Below are 14,931 nucleotides of genomic sequence, written 5' to 3'. Positions count from 1 at the left end.
ACTTCGCTCTGCTCAGCACTCGAACTGACCTCCACTTTTCTATCTATACTAACGTCACTTCGAGTGATTTTGAAGCATGAAAAATTGTATCGAGAAGTTCTGTCAAAAGCGACTCTATAATTCTATGAAATAATGTAATTTTGCATTTTTAAAATAAGCAAGAATGCAACTTTCAGAACAAGAATTAGTAAGACGCCAAAAGTTAGAAAAACTTCGTGCTTTAGGGATTAATCCTTATCCAGCCGATTTATACCCAGTTACGCATACTTCCAAACAGATAAAATCTGACTATGAAGAAGGTAAACAGGTGGTTGTTGCTGGTCGTCTAATGGCAATTAATGTTCAAGGAAAGGCTTCTTTTGCACAGTTACAAGATAGCGAAGGACGCATTCAGGTGTATTTTAATAGAGATGTGATTTGCCCAGGCGAAGACAAGTCGTTATACAACGATGTCTTTAAAAAATTAATCGATTTAGGCGATTTTATTGGTATTGAAGGCGAATTGTTCACCACCAAAGTTGGTGAAAAAACAGTCATGGTAAAGCAGTTTAAACTGTTGAGCAAAGCCTTAAAACCATTACCTATCCCAAAGCAAAAAGACGGAAAAACCTACGATGCATTTACAGACCCAGAGCAGCGTTACAGACAGCGTTATGCTGATTTGGCTGTAAATCCGCACGTAAAAGATGTGTTTGTAAAGCGTACAAAATTATTCAACGCTATGCGTCAGTTTTTTAATGACGCTGGTTATTTTGAAGTTGAAACACCAATTTTACAACCAATTCCTGGTGGTGCTGCGGCAAGACCATTTGTAACACATCACAACACATTAGACATTCCGTTGTATATGAGAATTGCCAATGAGCTTTACTTAAAGCGTTTAATCGTTGGTGGTTTTGAGGGTGTTTATGAGTTCTCTAAAAACTTCCGTAACGAAGGTATGGACAGAACCCATAATCCTGAGTTTACAGCAATGGAAATCTACGTTGCTTACAAGGATTACAATTGGATGATGGACTTCTGCGAAAAGTTATTAGAGCATTGTGCTGTTGCGGTTAATGGAACCACTGAAGCTACGTTTGGTGAGCATAAAATCAACTTTAAAGCACCTTACAAACGTATTACCATGCGCGATTCTATCTTAGAATTCACCGGATTTGACATCTATGGTAAATCTGAATCTGAAATTAGATCTGCTGCCAAAGACATGGGTATTGAAGTAGACGACACCATGGGTAAAGGCAAGCTGATTGATGAGATTTTTGGCGAGAAATGTGAAGGCAACTATATACAACCAACATTCATTACAGACTACCCTAAAGAGATGAGTCCGTTATGTAAAGAGCATAGAGAAAATCCTGAATTAACTGAGCGTTTTGAGCTTATGGTTTGTGGTAAGGAAATCGCCAATGCGTATTCTGAGCTTAATGACCCAATAGACCAACGCGAGCGTTTTGAACACCAGTTAAAACTAGCACAAAAAGGCGATGATGAAGCTACAGAATTTATTGACTTTGACTTCTTACGTGCTTTAGAATATGGTATGCCACCAACTTCCGGTATGGGAATTGGTATGGACCGATTGATTATGTTCTTAACCAATAACCAAAGTATACAAGAAGTATTGTTCTTCCCACAAATGCGACCAGAAAAGAAAAAAGTGGATTTAAGCGATAACGAAAAAACCATTTTTGAAATTCTTAAGAAAGCACAGCGCATGGATTTAAATGAACTTAAGGCACAATCTGGCTTAAGCAATAAGGGTTGGGATAAAGGAATTAAAGGCTTAGGAAAACACGGCTTAACCAAAGTTGAAAAAACTGATGAAGGGTTGTTTGTTGAAGTAATCTAGATATAAATAAAAAATATTGGGTTTGAAAAGGAATTATCAAAAGATGATTCCTTTTTTATTTAAAATCAATACACATTATTATATTACAACTTGCGGATTAAAGCTTTTTTATTATTTTCACATTCGCTATGAATCAGCCACTTATCAAAAAATGAAAAAACTCACGCTTCTTTTCGCAATTCTACTAGTTGCATTTTCATGTGAAAACGATGATGATATAACACCTGTACAAGATCCTTTAGTGATTGCAGAGTTTAGGCCTAATCTTTCAGAATTAAACCTATTTACTGGAAATCTTGGAGATTTAAATAGTTCTTCTCGCGCCTTTAAGTACGAACTTAATTCACAGCTTTTTACAGATTACGCGCACAAACAGCGATTAATTGCGTTACCAGAAAATACTTCAATGCAGTATGATGGTGACGGTTTGCCAATTTTTCCCGACAATACAGTAATTGCTAAAACATTTTACTATAATAATGACGAACGCGATTTAACCTTAGGAAAGACCATTATTGAAACACGTGTGCTTATAAAAATTAATGGTGAATGGGAAACGGGTGATTACAAATGGAATGAAGAGCAAACAGAGGCCGTATTAGATTTTAACGGAAGCACGGTTCCTGTAACTTGGATTGATGCTGATGGCGAAAGCAACTCAGTAAATTACGAAATACCATCTAACACAGATTGCTTTACCTGTCATCACACTTATGATAATGCAACACCAATTGGACCAAAACTTAGAAATATGAATTTTGAAGTTAATGGATTTAATCAATTAGATGAATTTGTAAATAGTGGTCACTTAACTGGTGTTTCTAGCAGTTCTGAAGTGTCATCAGTAGTTAATTGGAAAAATACTTCTGAATCTCTTGAGGATAGAGCTAGATCGTACTTTGATATTAATTGTGCACACTGTCATATCGAAGGTGGCGACTGTGAAGAGGAATCAACATTGCGATTGGCTTTTGACACATCACTAGAAGACTCTAAAATAGCTCAGAGAAAATTCAGTATTTCGTTAAGAATTTCGGAGTATAACGAAGGGTTTAGCATGCCGTTTATTGGCACAACCACAATACATACGGAAGGTGTAGAACTTTTACAAGCATACCTAGATACGCTGTAACCTTGCGTTAAAAAAATTATAAAGTAGGTTTTAAAACTGAAAGATTCTTAATAGAATCCTTATTTTCATGCAAATTTTTTAAAACCGACATAAAGTGAAACAACTATCCATTAAGCTACTTTTTGTAGCTTCTGCTTTTTTGGCATTCTCGTGCTCTACTGCAAAAAAAGCCAGCAAATCTAAGAAAACTGATGCCACAGCAATGGCAAAACCTGCAGGGAAGAAATTAGGTAAAAATGACCCAAAACCTTATGACAAAGTCATCACAAAAGATGCTATAAGTGATGAAGGTTTATTTACCGTTCATACTTTAGAAGATAAGTTCTACTACGAAATACCAGATTCACTTTTTGATAGAGAGATGCTAATGGTAACACGTATTGCTAAAACTGCTAGTGGCCTAGGTTTTGGTGGAGGAAAGCAAAACGAACAAGTTTTACGCTGGGAAAAGAAAGGCAAAAAAGTAGTTTTACGTGTAGTATCTTACAATGTTACTGCTGCCGATTCACTACCGGTAAACGAAGCTGTTAAAAACTCTAATTTTGAACCTGTACTCTTCACATTTCCCATAAAAGCTTACGGTAAAGATTCTACCAGTACAGTTATTGATGCATCACCTTTATTTGAAAAAGATGTAAAATCGCTCGGGCTTCCGACGTTTAGAAGACGACCATATAAGGTTACCAGATTAGAAAGTGACAAATCATTTATTGAGACTATAAAAAGTTACCCTAGAAACATCGAAGCACGTCATGTAAAAACGTATGCTGCTGGTTCTCCACCTTCTAACTCTAGCACAGGTAGCATTTCAATAGAAATCAACAACTCCATGATTCTATTACCAGAAAACCCTATGAAACGTCGTTATTTCGATGAGCGTGTTGGCTGGTTTACAAGCAGTACTACAGATTATGGATTAGAAGATCAAAGAAGTAAATCTCTAACTTATTTAGATCGTTGGAGGTTAGAAGTTAGAGATGAAGATATTGAGAAATTTAAACGTGGTGAGCTTGTAGTTCCTAAAAAACAAATTGTTTACTACATAGACAGAGCTACACCTGAAAAATGGAGAAAATACATTAAACAAGGTATTGAAGACTGGCAAGTAGCTTTCGAGGCTGCGGGCTTTAAGGAGGCTATCATTGCTAAAGATCCGCCTTCAGTAGAAGAAGACCCAGAATGGACACCAGAAGATGTTCGCTATTCTGTAGTTAGATATCTGGCCTCACCTATTCCAAATGCAAACGGGCCTCACGTAAGTGATCCTAGAACAGGTGAGATTTTAGAAAGTGATATTAACTGGTATCATAATGTAATGTCGCTTCTTCGTGGTTGGTTCTTTGTACAAACTGCTGCTATAAATCCTGAAGCTCAAAGTCCTGAATTTAAAGATGAAGTTATGGGACGATTAATTCGTTTTGTATCTGCTCACGAAGTTGGACACACACTTGGTCTTCCACATAACATGGGAAGTAGTGTTGCTTATCCTGTTGAAAAACTTAGAGATGCTGAGTTCACTCAAAAATATGGAACTGCACCATCTATAATGGATTATGCACGTTTCAACTATGTGGCTCAACCTGGCGATGAAGGTGTTGCACTTATGCCTGATATTGGTGTTTATGACAAATACGCTATTGAATGGGGTTACAGACCTATTTTAGACAAATCACCTGAAGAAGAAAAAGAAATCCTTAACCAATGGATTACTGAACATGCAGGAGACCCAATGTATCGTTTTGGTCATCAACAAGTTGGCGATATTCATGACCCGAGTTCACAAACTGAAGATTTAGGTGATAACGCAATGCTTGCAAGTGAGTATGGTATTAAAAACCTTAAACGTATAGTGCCTAACTTAATAGAATGGACTACGGAAGCTGGTGAAGATTATGATGATTTACAGGAAATGTATGGTCATGTAGTATCGCAATTTAATAGATACATGGGACACGTTTCTAATAACATTGGAGGTGTTTATGAGCACTACAAAACAGCAGACCAAGACGGTGTAGTTTACACACCTGTACCTAAAGCTCACCAAAAAGAAGCAATGGAATTTATTCAAGATAATTTATTTACTACACCAGAGTGGTTAATTGATAAAAACATCTTTGACCGTATAGAGTATTCTGGTTCTGTAGAACGCTTGCGTGCTATGCAAGCCAGAACATTAAATAACATTTTAAGCTTGGGCAAAATGCAACGTTTAACTGAAGCACATACTTATGACAGTAATGCTTATGCTTTAACAGATATGATGAGTGATTTACGCAAAGGTGTGTGGAGCGAATTACGTACAGGTAAAAAAATAGACACTTATCGTCGTAACTTACAACGTGCACACATCGATCGTTTAGCGTATTTAATGACTGCTGAAAACCAAAGTGGAAGATCACCAAGCCCTTACTTAAAAATGACAGCTGTAAACACTAGCCAGTCAGATATTAGAGCTGTTGTAAGAGCAGAATTAAAGACTTTACGTTCGCAATTAAGAAATGCTCGTGGTGGAGATGCAATGAGCAGAATTCATATTGCTGATGCGATAGAGCGTATCAATAATATTTTAGATCCTAAATAATCTGAAATAAATATTTTTTAAAAGGCTTCAATTGAATTTGAAGCCTTTTTTATTCATTATTGTATAAAATAAATTTCTAAAATTTTCTTCTATCAGTTTTCATCCTCTATTTCTAAGTAATAAGCAATTGGCTTATCATTTATGTAGACGTCTTTTAAAACAGCCTTCCCGTTTTTAATCGCAACCAAAGCGTATGTTTGATTTAGAGTATCTCGACGTCTGTTATATTTTCTGTAAATATCTTCTGCTGGTTTTGCTTTAGTTTCTTCCATATAAAACCTATCAAAAGGTAACTCAAAATTAACAGTATTTGAATTACCATAATTCCAACGGACTTTAGTCTCAACATAATCTCTATCTATATCTTTCTTTTCTTTACTTACACTATGAACCTTAGCATAACCAAGACTATCATTTTCTAGATAAACAAAAATCGTTTCGCCTCGTTTCCAAATTGAATCGTTGGTTTTGGCAGAATTCATTTCATAGTTTAAAGTAATGTATTTTCCTCTAAATGGATCATTAGGATCAACAGGTCGTGTTTTAAACTTGTAGGTTATTCCTGTTTTTAAAACATCTTCCCTATCTAAAATCATTTTTGCTGGTACATATAATTGTATAACCGCAACCACTACGAATAGTATAAAAATGTGTATCGTTTTCATGTGTTTTAAATTTAAGGTTTAACGATTTAATTCTTTCTTCTTTTTAAGCATTATATAGTTGGTTAAGAAGAATCCAAATCCGACAGCAACGAAAAGAAGCCCTTTAACCTCAAAACGTATATCTATATCAAAAAAACGACAGACTATAACTGCGGTTACAATCAACAGTCCATAATTAAGCACACTAAAACGAAATGTATCTGCTCCTATTTTTATTGCTGAAAGTCCCATAACCAAAAGCAGAATATTGGTTAAAACAGTTGCTGCAATAGCATTTGCCATACCTATAAAGAAGATTATTGCAACTACTAAAAAAACATACTGAAACAGGTTGAAACTTTCGTTTTTTTCATTCTTTTTGGAATAGAGTAACACCACAAATGCTACTATCAGCAAAACAGTCGCGATTAACATTTCTTGAGTGTTCATTGCTATTGAGGCTCTTTTTACAAGGTCTTCCCAAATAATATTGAAAGATAGAATCGTCAACAAAACCACAGAACCCAAGGAGCCTATGATGGTAAAACTATTTCGTCTTAATTGTTGATCTTTGTAAATCGGTGTTTTTCCGAGATTATAAAAAACACCGAACAGCATGGCATACATTAAAAAGCCTACTGGCCAATTGCTGTTAATAAAAGTACCTAATACAATAGTTAAACTTAAAACATAAAGCCAATTGAAAATGGATGTTGAATTTGCTAGAGGCGATGTTTTTAACAGCTTTAAATAAAATGGTAGTGTTGCCAAAATAAAAACCAAATACATCCAAGGAGTGCTGTCTTTATAACCAAAATCGTATCCTAGTTCGCACGCGTAATAACTTGCAAACACAGTAATGAGAATTGATACCGCTTTAGAATTGAGCAGATAAATTATGGGTAATGCCAGCACTATCCATGTAAATAAAAAACTACCTAAATCACCTGGTATATTATAAATCTGACTAACTAGTGCGATGGAAGCTCCAATAGCAAAAAAGAGAAACGTTCCTGAGGATTCTTTCCAAGCCTGACTTTTCTTTTTAAGAATTGTAAATCCTGAAATAATTTGACCAATAACCAGTGGTAAAAATGCAAAACATGTTTTTATGCTTCTTGAGAAATTATCCCAATTGTGTGCCAGTATTAGGATAATTCCCAAACCTACCAATGTAGCTCCCAAGACTCCGAAAACGGTAAATAGTCTATTGGGCTGGTTATCTTCCTTCGATTTATAATACGCTGTGATATTTAAGGCAACTTCTTGAGAAATTATATTGTTCTCTAAAAGTTCTGATATATCGTTTAATAGTTTTGATTTCATGATATTTAAATTTATCCATGAGGAAATATTAGCAGATTTAGAGCAATTAGTATTAAAGCCATAATTATAAAAGCTTTCTTTTTCATGTTTTCACTTTTCTTCTTTTTGTAATATAATGAATAAACTATTGTCATTATCACACTAACTAAAACAAGAAAGGGAATTGTAATTACTATTATTAAAGAAGCTCCACCACCTTGAACTGGAAGAATTTCTAAAAGTGGAATAGTTAAAAATCCTAATAGGATTAGTATTATACTTTTTATATAATCTGATTTCATTTCTTTTTTAATTTAAAACCTCGCAGCTCTAAACCAATCTGCGAGGTTTTGGGTTACTAACTAACCAATCATCAAAACAAAAAAATCATATATACGATGATACCTTCAGCAATACCTGTAACGATAGACATGCCTAAAATGTCCTTTATTTTGCTTCGAAGAAAAAATACAGTACTCAGTATCGCAATTATACCTGCCAACAGAATTTCTAAAGCATCAATCCTAGATAACAACAAGGTTATTGCTGTAAAGGATGCTGTTATCCCTAAGGTTATTAACCCGAACTTGATAATCTCTTTTTTAGTGTAATTATCCTCTATAAAACCTTTTCTTAAATCCCTTAAGACGGAAAGCACAAACAGTAAAGGAACAACTGATAAAAAAGGCGCAAAGATGACTTTAATGCCTTTTACAACGCTTAAGTTATTATAGAAGAAAAATGCTATAGCTGTAAAAGCAAGTAATCCGGTGACAATAATAGTCTGAAATGTAAAAAGCAACTCTCTCTTACTTACATTAGTCTGTTTTTTTGGTGTTTTAATGATATTCATAATATTAAAATTTGATGATTGTACATTTAGTTTTAAGCAGATAAAAAGAACATATGAATTGCTAAAGCCATAAGCACTCCGCTTAATATACCATTGGCTTTTAGATTGTTATACAATAAAAAATTAAATACGTAAGAACTTATTGATGTAGAGTTTATAAGATGAGCAAGAATCAATGCATCTTCGAGTTTCTTATGGGTTAGAAATTCTAAAGCTTGCATTAGCAATAGCACAACTACAACAGAAACTGCTAATAAAATTGTTGCTGGTTTTTGGTTTTTCGCTTTGTACTCATCAGAGTTTACAGGCATAAAATGTTGAATAACGATAAATCTTGTAAAGAACAGTATTGGTATTGGAAACAAAATAGATCCTATAATCTTTACGACATCTTTAAAGGTTTTTATTTCATCATATCCCAAAAAGACCAGATAAATAAAAACTACTACTGATATTCCTACAGTAATGAAGAAAGCCATATTTAAGCGCTTTTCCCTCATTTTAGTATCTCAAAATATTTGAACTGTTTACAGTGTTGTTAGCTAAAAACTCTACATTCTGGTTATAGGCATCAATTAAATAACCAGATATGGTCTGCGAATACACAGCTATTAAACCTAGAACGCTAAAAAAAAGACCTGCCCAGATACGCTCTGCTTTAGTAAAATTAGATTTAGATTTCATAATACTTTGTTTTAATGATTACGAGACAAATTTTGAATAAATCTAACTCACATAAAAACTAAAATTACGTAATTACTGACGATATAATTTTACCTTTAATACAATTATATATTATATTTATTGATAATAATACATATTTTTATGACGATTAAATGACAGCATTAAAATCAATCATAGATGCCTTTAGCGTAGAAGATCAACAAAAATTCACCGCTTACCTTCAGCAAAAAAACAAGCGTAAGGACACAAAGAATATTGAATTATTCAGGTTAATGACAAAGCCTGAATTAGATTCTAAATCCATTTGTTATCAGCTATATAAAGTTGATAATTGCAATGCATATCACGCTTTAAGGAAACGTCTCTTTCAATCTTTAATCGATTTCACTGCCAATAAAAATCTGGAGGACGAGAATTCAATAGACATGCAGATTATTAAATACATTCTTGCATCTCGCACTTATCTGCTTCAAAAAAACTATGAGATTGCCTACAAAATTCTGGATAAGGCAGAACGTTTGGCAGACGAACATTTACTCTTTCCAATTCTTAATGAAATCTACCATACCAAAATTCAGTACGCACCAAATTATCAAAAAATAAACCTAGACAACCTCATCTTTAAGCAAAGAGAAAATAGAAAAAAGCATATTCTGGAAGATCAGTTGAATATTGTTTACGCTCAACTAAAGTCTGTATTAAATTCTATGAGCTACCAAGGAAAAGCCATTAATTTTGAAGCAGAACTAGAATCTATTCTTAAAGATTACAGCATTGAACTTAGTGAGTCACTTTCCTTTAAATCCTTATACCAGATTTTGGCGATTGTCAATATCTCTGCATTGGCCACAAATCGGTATTATGAAATTGAAAATTTTGTTTTAAAAAGCTATAACATCCTAAAAGACAAAAAGGATACAGAGAAGCAGTTGTTTTACCAAATACAAATCGTTTATATTATTGCAAATACGCTCTTTAGAAATAAAAAATTTGAAGCTTCATTAAGCTATATTACAGAGATGGAAGAACTGATGAAGCTAAAAAAAGGAACCTACCAAAAAGAGTTTATACTTAAGAAAACCTTAGTAGAAGCCCTAAACTACAATTACCTAAATAATCAGAATAAAGCCATAGACATTGCTGAACAGGTCATTAAGAAAAAACATAGCGACATAGAGGCGCTTTTAGATTTACATCTTTCTCTTTTAATGTTTCACTTTCAGAAAGAAGATTTTTCAAAAGCAAAATCTGTACTTGCAAAATTTTATCACACAGACCAATATTATATTGAAAAAGCAGGTATAGATTGGGTAATTAAAAAAAATCTTGCTGAAATTTTACTTTATATAGAGTTGAATGAAGACGACTTATTCTATTCAAGATTAAAAAGTTTTAAACGCAAATACACATCTTACCTAAAGCAAATTAATCAATCCAGAATATTAAGCTTCGTCAACTATGCCGAACGTTTGTATCAAAAACCTGAAACTATAATGGATACTGATTTTTCATTAAAATTAAAATCGACTTTTGAGTCAAACACCATTGATAAGGAAGATATTTTCGTCATAAGTTTTTATGCCTGGCTAAAGAACAAAACAGAAGACAGCACACTCTACAATACAACATTAAATCTCATAAATTCTTAGTACTGTGCGGATAGCATCTTAAAAATCACTATTTTTAAACTTCTAAATCTTATATCAATTAAAGATGAAAAAATTAATTTTAATCCTTCTATCGTTTGTAGCATTCAATCTTGGCGCCCAAGAAAAAATTGAAGTTAAAAGAGAGACTACCAAGAAAAGCCAACAAAAGTTGGTTCAAGATGACAACCCAAAAGTATTGGCCAAAACCGAAACCCGTAAACTATCCAAAGAATTAAATCTTTCTGCAGAGCAACAGCAGAGAGTTTTTGATATTTTTTTAATACATTTTGAAGAAGAGCTTAAAAATAAAGAAAAAATAAAGAAGCTTATTGCATCTAAAAACAGCAACAATAAAAACGAAATTAAACAAAAGATTGCCAAACAAAAAAACGGAAACAAAGAAACGATAAACACCAAACTTAAAGAAGTTCTAACCTCAGAGCAATTTAAGAACTACCAAAACAAGCGTAAAGTCGAAGAAAAAAACAGACAAAAAAAACTGAGTATAAAGAATTAATTTGTTCTAGAAAGAATAAATGCCAAATGTTTGAATAAAATTGTTATTTTAGTAATCTATATTTAACTAAATAATCCATAATGAAAAAGGTAATTACTCTTTGTGTATTTGTGTTTGCCATATTTATTGGCAACCAAACGCTTACTGCGCAAAATACTAAACTAGAAGACAAATTAGAGATTAACGCTAAAGCTTCTGAAAAAACAGAAACCCTTGAAAGAGCTCTAAAATTTGATAAAAATCAAAAAGAGCAAGTATATGAAGCATTAAAACTTTTCTTAAACACTGAGCTTAGCTTATCTAGAAATGAAAATACGCTGCCAGCCGAAACAGAAAAAAATAAGAAAAGGTTAGAGACAACAATGAAAGACATTTTAAACGATGAGCAGTTCTCAAAATACAAAGCCTTATCAGAAGAATAACTTATATTGATTAAATTATAAAAAAAGCTTCGCAATTGCGGAGCTTTTTTTATTACAATGCTTTTGCCACCTCCTCAACGGCTGCAATGGTTTCATTTAAGTCTTGATAGGACAAGGCGTCCGTAATAAACCAACTTTCAAAGGCGCTTGGAGCTATATATATAGCTCTATTTAACATGCCATGAAAAAATTTCTTAAAGGTTTCATTATTCCCTTTTGCTGCACTTTCAAAATCCACAACTGGCTCATCAGAAAAGTGAACTGAAATCATTGATCCGATACGATTAATGGTATGGGTAACATTATTCTTATTTAAAGCATCAGCTATTCCATTATGGAGATATTTTGTTTTTTCCTCTAGCCTATTCATTAAACCCTTATCTCTATTTATAGCTTTTAGCATAGCTAATCCTGCTGCCATAGCTAAAGGATTTCCACTTAATGTTCCTGCTTGATAAACAGGCCCTAAAGGCGCCAAATGATTCATTATCTCGTTTCTTGCAGCAAAGGCTCCAACAGGCAAACCACCACCTACTACTTTACCAAAACACACGATATCTGCATCTACCCCTTTTAACTCCTGAACCCCTCCTTTAGCAAGTCTAAAACCTGTCATCACTTCATCAAAAATCAACAGCATATTATTAGCATCACAAACTGCTTTTAAGCCTTCTAAAAAGCCTTCAACTGGAGGAATACACCCCATATTACCAGCCACCGGTTCTACAATGATAGCAGCAATTTCATCTTTATTTGCTTCAACTAATGATTTTACATTTTCAATATCATTATACCTTGCCAAAAGAGTATCCTTAGCAGTACCTTGAGTTACTCCAGGACTATTTGGTGTACCAAAAGTAACCGCACCACTGCCTGCTGCAATTAAGAACGAATCGCTATGACCATGATAGCAGCCAGCAAATTTTATAATTTTATCTTTTTTAGTAAAACCTCGTGCTAATCGAATAGCGCTCATACATGCCTCTGTACCAGAATTCACAAAACGGATTTTATCAATATTAGGCACCATAGAGACTGCTAATTCTGCAATCTCAGTTTCTAAAGCGGTTGGCATCCCAAAAGAGGTTCCTTCTTTTGTTTTTTCAATTACAGCGTCTACAACTGGCGGAAATGCATGACCCAACAACATTGGTCCCCAAGAATTAATGTAATCTATAAAACGGTTACCATCTTCGTCATAGATGTACGCTCCTTTTGCCGATTTAGCAAAAATTGGCGTACCTCCTACAGCTTTAAATGCTCTTACTGGAGAGTTAACACCTCCAGGTATAACGTTCTGTGCTTCTTTAAACAAAGCACTACTTCTTTGATATAACATATTTAATTTGGAATCTTTAATTCTTGACCAATAGCCAATGTATTAGAACTTAAGCTATTCATACTTTTTATAGCATCTACAGTAGTGTTATACCGCTTAGACAAGGAATACAAAGTATCACCCTTTGCTACAATATGTATTGTTGTGCCGCTATTGACTCTAACGATTTTAAAATTGCCTGCTTTTGCGCCTAAAACCTCTTGGTCGTACTCATAGAGCTTATAGCGCTCAATGAGACTAATAAGTTTATCTGGATATTTTCTATCCGTAGCATAACCCGCTTTTTTTAAACCTCTGGCCCAACCTTTATAATCATCTTGTTTTAATTTGAACAAATCAGCATAACGACCTCGACCGGTCAAAAATTTTGAATGGTCTTCGTAAGAAGATTTTGCTTCTCCGTATTTTCTAAAACATTCCTGAGAACGGTCATCATCATGATAAATTTTGGCTCCTGTCCAACCATGGCATTTTATACCAAAATGATTATTTGCCTTTACGGCAAGTCTTCCTTTACCTGATGCAGATTCAAGGATTCCTTGTGCTAATGTAATACTCGCAGGAATCTTGTATTTACGCATTTCTTCTTTGGCAATATCAGCGTATGTTGCTATATACACAGCAGTAGATGTTGGTGGCTTAACCTCTGCTTCTATCTCTGGGGTTTTAATTTCATCAGTTTTTTCAGTTTTTGCCACCTCTACTGTTTCAGTCTTTTCTTTCTGTTGTTTTTTCTTAGTCACAATACCCTTTTTTGGTCCACATGAAAACGCAATTATAGCAAAAACTAAGATTATATATTTAAAATCAATTTTTAATCTATTTGAGGCCATCCTTTTTGTTTCAATTTTATATTCATCCCTTCTATTCCTTGCAAACCACCTGTGTGTATGGCTAGTATTTTTGCGTCTTCTGGGAAAAACTGTTTTTCCATCAAATCAAAAACACCAAACATCATTTTACCAGTATAAATAGGATCTAGAGGGATCTGATATTTATGCTTAAAGTCATTAATAAACGCGATTAATTCAGGCTTTATTTTCCCATAACCACCAAAATGGTAATGCGTTATTAAATCCCAATTATCCTTTTTTGCAAATTTACGAATATCCTCTCGGATAAAATCACCTTTCAATGCCGGAAAACCTAATATTTTCTGTTGTGGTTTTGCAGAATTAATTAATCCAGAAATCGTGCCACCTGTTCCCACACAACAACAAATAAAATCAAAATCAAAATCATCTTTATTCAAAATTTCTTCACAACCTTTCACTGCTAGTTGATTAGTGCCGCCTTCAGGAATTAAATAAAAATCACCAAACTCTGTTTTAAGATTTTCAACAAAGTCGTTTTCTGACTTGTTCCTGTATGTTTCTCTATCAATGAATTTAAATTGCATTCCACAATCTTCTGCAAATTTTAAAGTAGGATTAGAATCCAATCTATTCACCAACTCCTCACCTCTTATAACACCTATAGTTTTAAATCCATATAATTTGCCTGCATAAGCAGTTGCAGCAATATGGTTAGAATATGCACCACCAAAAGTAAGCAGCAGGTCTTTATGTAGTGCTTTAGCTTTTTGAAGATTGTATTTGAGTTTTCTGTACTTATTTCCTGATATAAAACGATGAATAAGATATTCTGGTTTTACAGACAACTGATTATTAATACAAATATTACAAATATCTAGATTTATCAATTTTTATTATGTTTTTTAACATTTTGGTTATTAAAATGTTAAATTAATTTTATTTTTTTTACATTTACCCATAATCCCTACATAATCTGCCATTTACAATATATTATCCCCTTTTTACGGGATAATCATATGTTAACCTTTCTTTATGTTAACCAGCCAAATTTATGTAGTTGTTAGTGAGACAACTACCAATGGAATATGTGTTTTCTAGAAAACCGTAAAACTAGTAATTCTAATTATAATGTTTTTTG

Annotated in this window: 15 protein-coding genes; 6 read left to right on the top strand and 9 right to left on the bottom strand. The window is 33.6% G+C overall.

Features of this window, described 5'->3' with window-relative positions:
• Positions 1–163: 163 nt before the first annotated feature.
• The 3 genes from lysS (at position 164) to BWZ20_RS11620 (ending at position 5,565) form a co-directional block, all read left to right on the top strand.
• A complete protein-coding gene (gene lysS, locus BWZ20_RS11630) occupies positions 164–1,852 on the top strand; it encodes a lysine--tRNA ligase (RefSeq protein WP_076620177.1) in 1,689 nt (562 codons plus the stop codon).
• Positions 1,853–2,003: 151 nt separating this feature from the next.
• On the top strand, positions 2,004–2,984 hold the full coding sequence (locus BWZ20_RS11625; protein ID WP_232217104.1) for a hypothetical protein: 981 nt from the start codon (positions 2,004–2,006) through the stop codon (positions 2,982–2,984).
• A 94-nt stretch (positions 2,985–3,078) separates the two neighbouring features.
• Complete coding sequence (locus BWZ20_RS11620) at positions 3,079–5,565, top strand: zinc-dependent metalloprotease (RefSeq protein WP_232217103.1); 2,487 nt, start codon at positions 3,079–3,081, stop codon at positions 5,563–5,565.
• A 92-nt stretch (positions 5,566–5,657) separates the two neighbouring features.
• Here BWZ20_RS11620 and BWZ20_RS11615 read toward each other — a convergent pair whose 3' ends face one another.
• The 6 genes from BWZ20_RS11615 to BWZ20_RS11590 form a co-directional block, all read right to left on the bottom strand.
• Positions 5,658–6,230 (bottom strand): GDYXXLXY domain-containing protein, encoded by a 573-nt coding sequence (locus BWZ20_RS11615; RefSeq protein WP_083677213.1) that lies wholly within the window; start codon positions 6,228–6,230, stop codon positions 5,658–5,660.
• A gap of 18 nt (positions 6,231–6,248) precedes the next feature.
• A complete protein-coding gene (locus tag BWZ20_RS11610) occupies positions 6,249–7,535 on the bottom strand; it encodes a DUF2157 domain-containing protein (RefSeq protein WP_076620175.1) in 1,287 nt (428 codons plus the stop codon).
• A gap of 11 nt (positions 7,536–7,546) precedes the next feature.
• Complete coding sequence (locus tag BWZ20_RS11605; RefSeq protein ID WP_076620173.1) at positions 7,547–7,816, bottom strand: hypothetical protein; 270 nt, start codon at positions 7,814–7,816, stop codon at positions 7,547–7,549.
• Positions 7,817–7,887: 71 nt separating this feature from the next.
• Positions 7,888–8,367 (bottom strand): hypothetical protein, encoded by a 480-nt coding sequence (locus BWZ20_RS11600; RefSeq protein WP_076620171.1) that lies wholly within the window; start codon positions 8,365–8,367, stop codon positions 7,888–7,890.
• A 32-nt stretch (positions 8,368–8,399) separates the two neighbouring features.
• Positions 8,400–8,846: a hypothetical protein gene (locus BWZ20_RS11595; RefSeq protein ID WP_157358407.1), complete on the bottom strand. Its 447-nt coding sequence runs from the start codon at positions 8,844–8,846 to the stop codon at positions 8,400–8,402.
• 22 nt (positions 8,847–8,868) lie between these two features.
• Positions 8,869–9,051, bottom strand: a complete 183-nt coding sequence (locus BWZ20_RS11590) for a hypothetical protein (RefSeq protein WP_076620167.1) — start codon at positions 9,049–9,051, stop codon at positions 8,869–8,871.
• Positions 9,052–9,203: 152 nt separating this feature from the next.
• On the opposite strand from BWZ20_RS11590, the gene BWZ20_RS11585 reads away from it, so the two are divergent.
• From BWZ20_RS11585 to BWZ20_RS11575, 3 genes are all read left to right on the top strand, one after another.
• Positions 9,204–10,700: a hypothetical protein gene (locus BWZ20_RS11585; RefSeq protein ID WP_076620165.1), complete on the top strand. Its 1,497-nt coding sequence runs from the start codon at positions 9,204–9,206 to the stop codon at positions 10,698–10,700.
• 64 nt (positions 10,701–10,764) lie between these two features.
• Entirely contained in the window at positions 10,765–11,217 is a 453-nt protein-coding gene (locus tag BWZ20_RS11580; protein ID WP_076620164.1) for a hypothetical protein, read from the top strand.
• Between the two features lie 80 nt (positions 11,218–11,297).
• On the top strand, positions 11,298–11,639 hold the full coding sequence (locus tag BWZ20_RS11575; protein ID WP_076620163.1) for a hypothetical protein: 342 nt from the start codon (positions 11,298–11,300) through the stop codon (positions 11,637–11,639).
• Between the two features lie 52 nt (positions 11,640–11,691).
• Here BWZ20_RS11575 and hemL read toward each other — a convergent pair whose 3' ends face one another.
• Genes hemL through BWZ20_RS11560 form a run of 3 tightly spaced genes read right to left on the bottom strand, consistent with a single transcriptional unit; the run spans position 11,692 to position 14,680 of the window.
• Complete coding sequence (gene hemL, locus BWZ20_RS11570) at positions 11,692–12,978, bottom strand: glutamate-1-semialdehyde 2,1-aminomutase (RefSeq protein WP_076620162.1); 1,287 nt, start codon at positions 12,976–12,978, stop codon at positions 11,692–11,694.
• A gap of 2 nt (positions 12,979–12,980) precedes the next feature.
• Positions 12,981–13,811 (bottom strand): glucosaminidase domain-containing protein, encoded by an 831-nt coding sequence (locus BWZ20_RS11565; protein WP_076620161.1) that lies wholly within the window; start codon positions 13,809–13,811, stop codon positions 12,981–12,983.
• A complete protein-coding gene (locus BWZ20_RS11560; RefSeq protein WP_157358405.1) occupies positions 13,793–14,680 on the bottom strand; it encodes a 1-aminocyclopropane-1-carboxylate deaminase/D-cysteine desulfhydrase in 888 nt (295 codons plus the stop codon). The genes BWZ20_RS11565 and BWZ20_RS11560 overlap by 19 nt, the downstream gene beginning before the upstream one ends.
• Positions 14,681–14,931 lie beyond the last annotated feature (251 nt).

The sequence above is a fragment of the Winogradskyella sp. J14-2 genome (genome assembly GCF_001971725.1).
Classification (GTDB): domain Bacteria; phylum Bacteroidota; class Bacteroidia; order Flavobacteriales; family Flavobacteriaceae; genus Winogradskyella.
The sequence above is the reverse complement of the archived record's forward strand: the minus strand, read 5'-3'. Positions and strand labels throughout refer to the sequence as shown.

Excerpts from the sequence above, each read along its gene's own strand:
- BWZ20_RS11625 (WP_232217104.1), top strand. The coding sequence starts at position 2,004 with ATGAAAAAACTCACGCTTCTTTTCGCAATTCTACTAGTTGCATTTTCA.
- BWZ20_RS11605 (WP_076620173.1), bottom strand. The coding sequence starts at position 7,816 with ATGAAATCAGATTATATAAAAAGTATAATACTAATCCTATTAGGATTT.
- BWZ20_RS11600 (WP_076620171.1), bottom strand. The coding sequence starts at position 8,367 with ATGAATATCATTAAAACACCAAAAAAACAGACTAATGTAAGTAAGAGA.
- BWZ20_RS11580 (WP_076620164.1), top strand. The coding sequence starts at position 10,765 with ATGAAAAAATTAATTTTAATCCTTCTATCGTTTGTAGCATTCAATCTT.
- BWZ20_RS11615 (WP_083677213.1), bottom strand. The coding sequence starts at position 6,230 with ATGAAAACGATACACATTTTTATACTATTCGTAGTGGTTGCGGTTATA.
- BWZ20_RS11585 (WP_076620165.1), top strand. The coding sequence starts at position 9,204 with ATGACAGCATTAAAATCAATCATAGATGCCTTTAGCGTAGAAGATCAA.
- BWZ20_RS11610 (WP_076620175.1), bottom strand. The coding sequence starts at position 7,535 with ATGAAATCAAAACTATTAAACGATATATCAGAACTTTTAGAGAACAAT.
- BWZ20_RS11595 (WP_157358407.1), bottom strand. The coding sequence starts at position 8,846 with ATGGCTTTCTTCATTACTGTAGGAATATCAGTAGTAGTTTTTATTTAT.
- BWZ20_RS11575 (WP_076620163.1), top strand. The coding sequence starts at position 11,298 with ATGAAAAAGGTAATTACTCTTTGTGTATTTGTGTTTGCCATATTTATT.
- hemL (WP_076620162.1), bottom strand. The coding sequence starts at position 12,978 with ATGTTATATCAAAGAAGTAGTGCTTTGTTTAAAGAAGCACAGAACGTT.
- BWZ20_RS11590 (WP_076620167.1), bottom strand. The coding sequence starts at position 9,051 with ATGAAATCTAAATCTAATTTTACTAAAGCAGAGCGTATCTGGGCAGGT.
- BWZ20_RS11565 (WP_076620161.1), bottom strand. The coding sequence starts at position 13,811 with ATGGCCTCAAATAGATTAAAAATTGATTTTAAATATATAATCTTAGTT.
- lysS (WP_076620177.1), top strand. The coding sequence starts at position 164 with ATGCAACTTTCAGAACAAGAATTAGTAAGACGCCAAAAGTTAGAAAAA.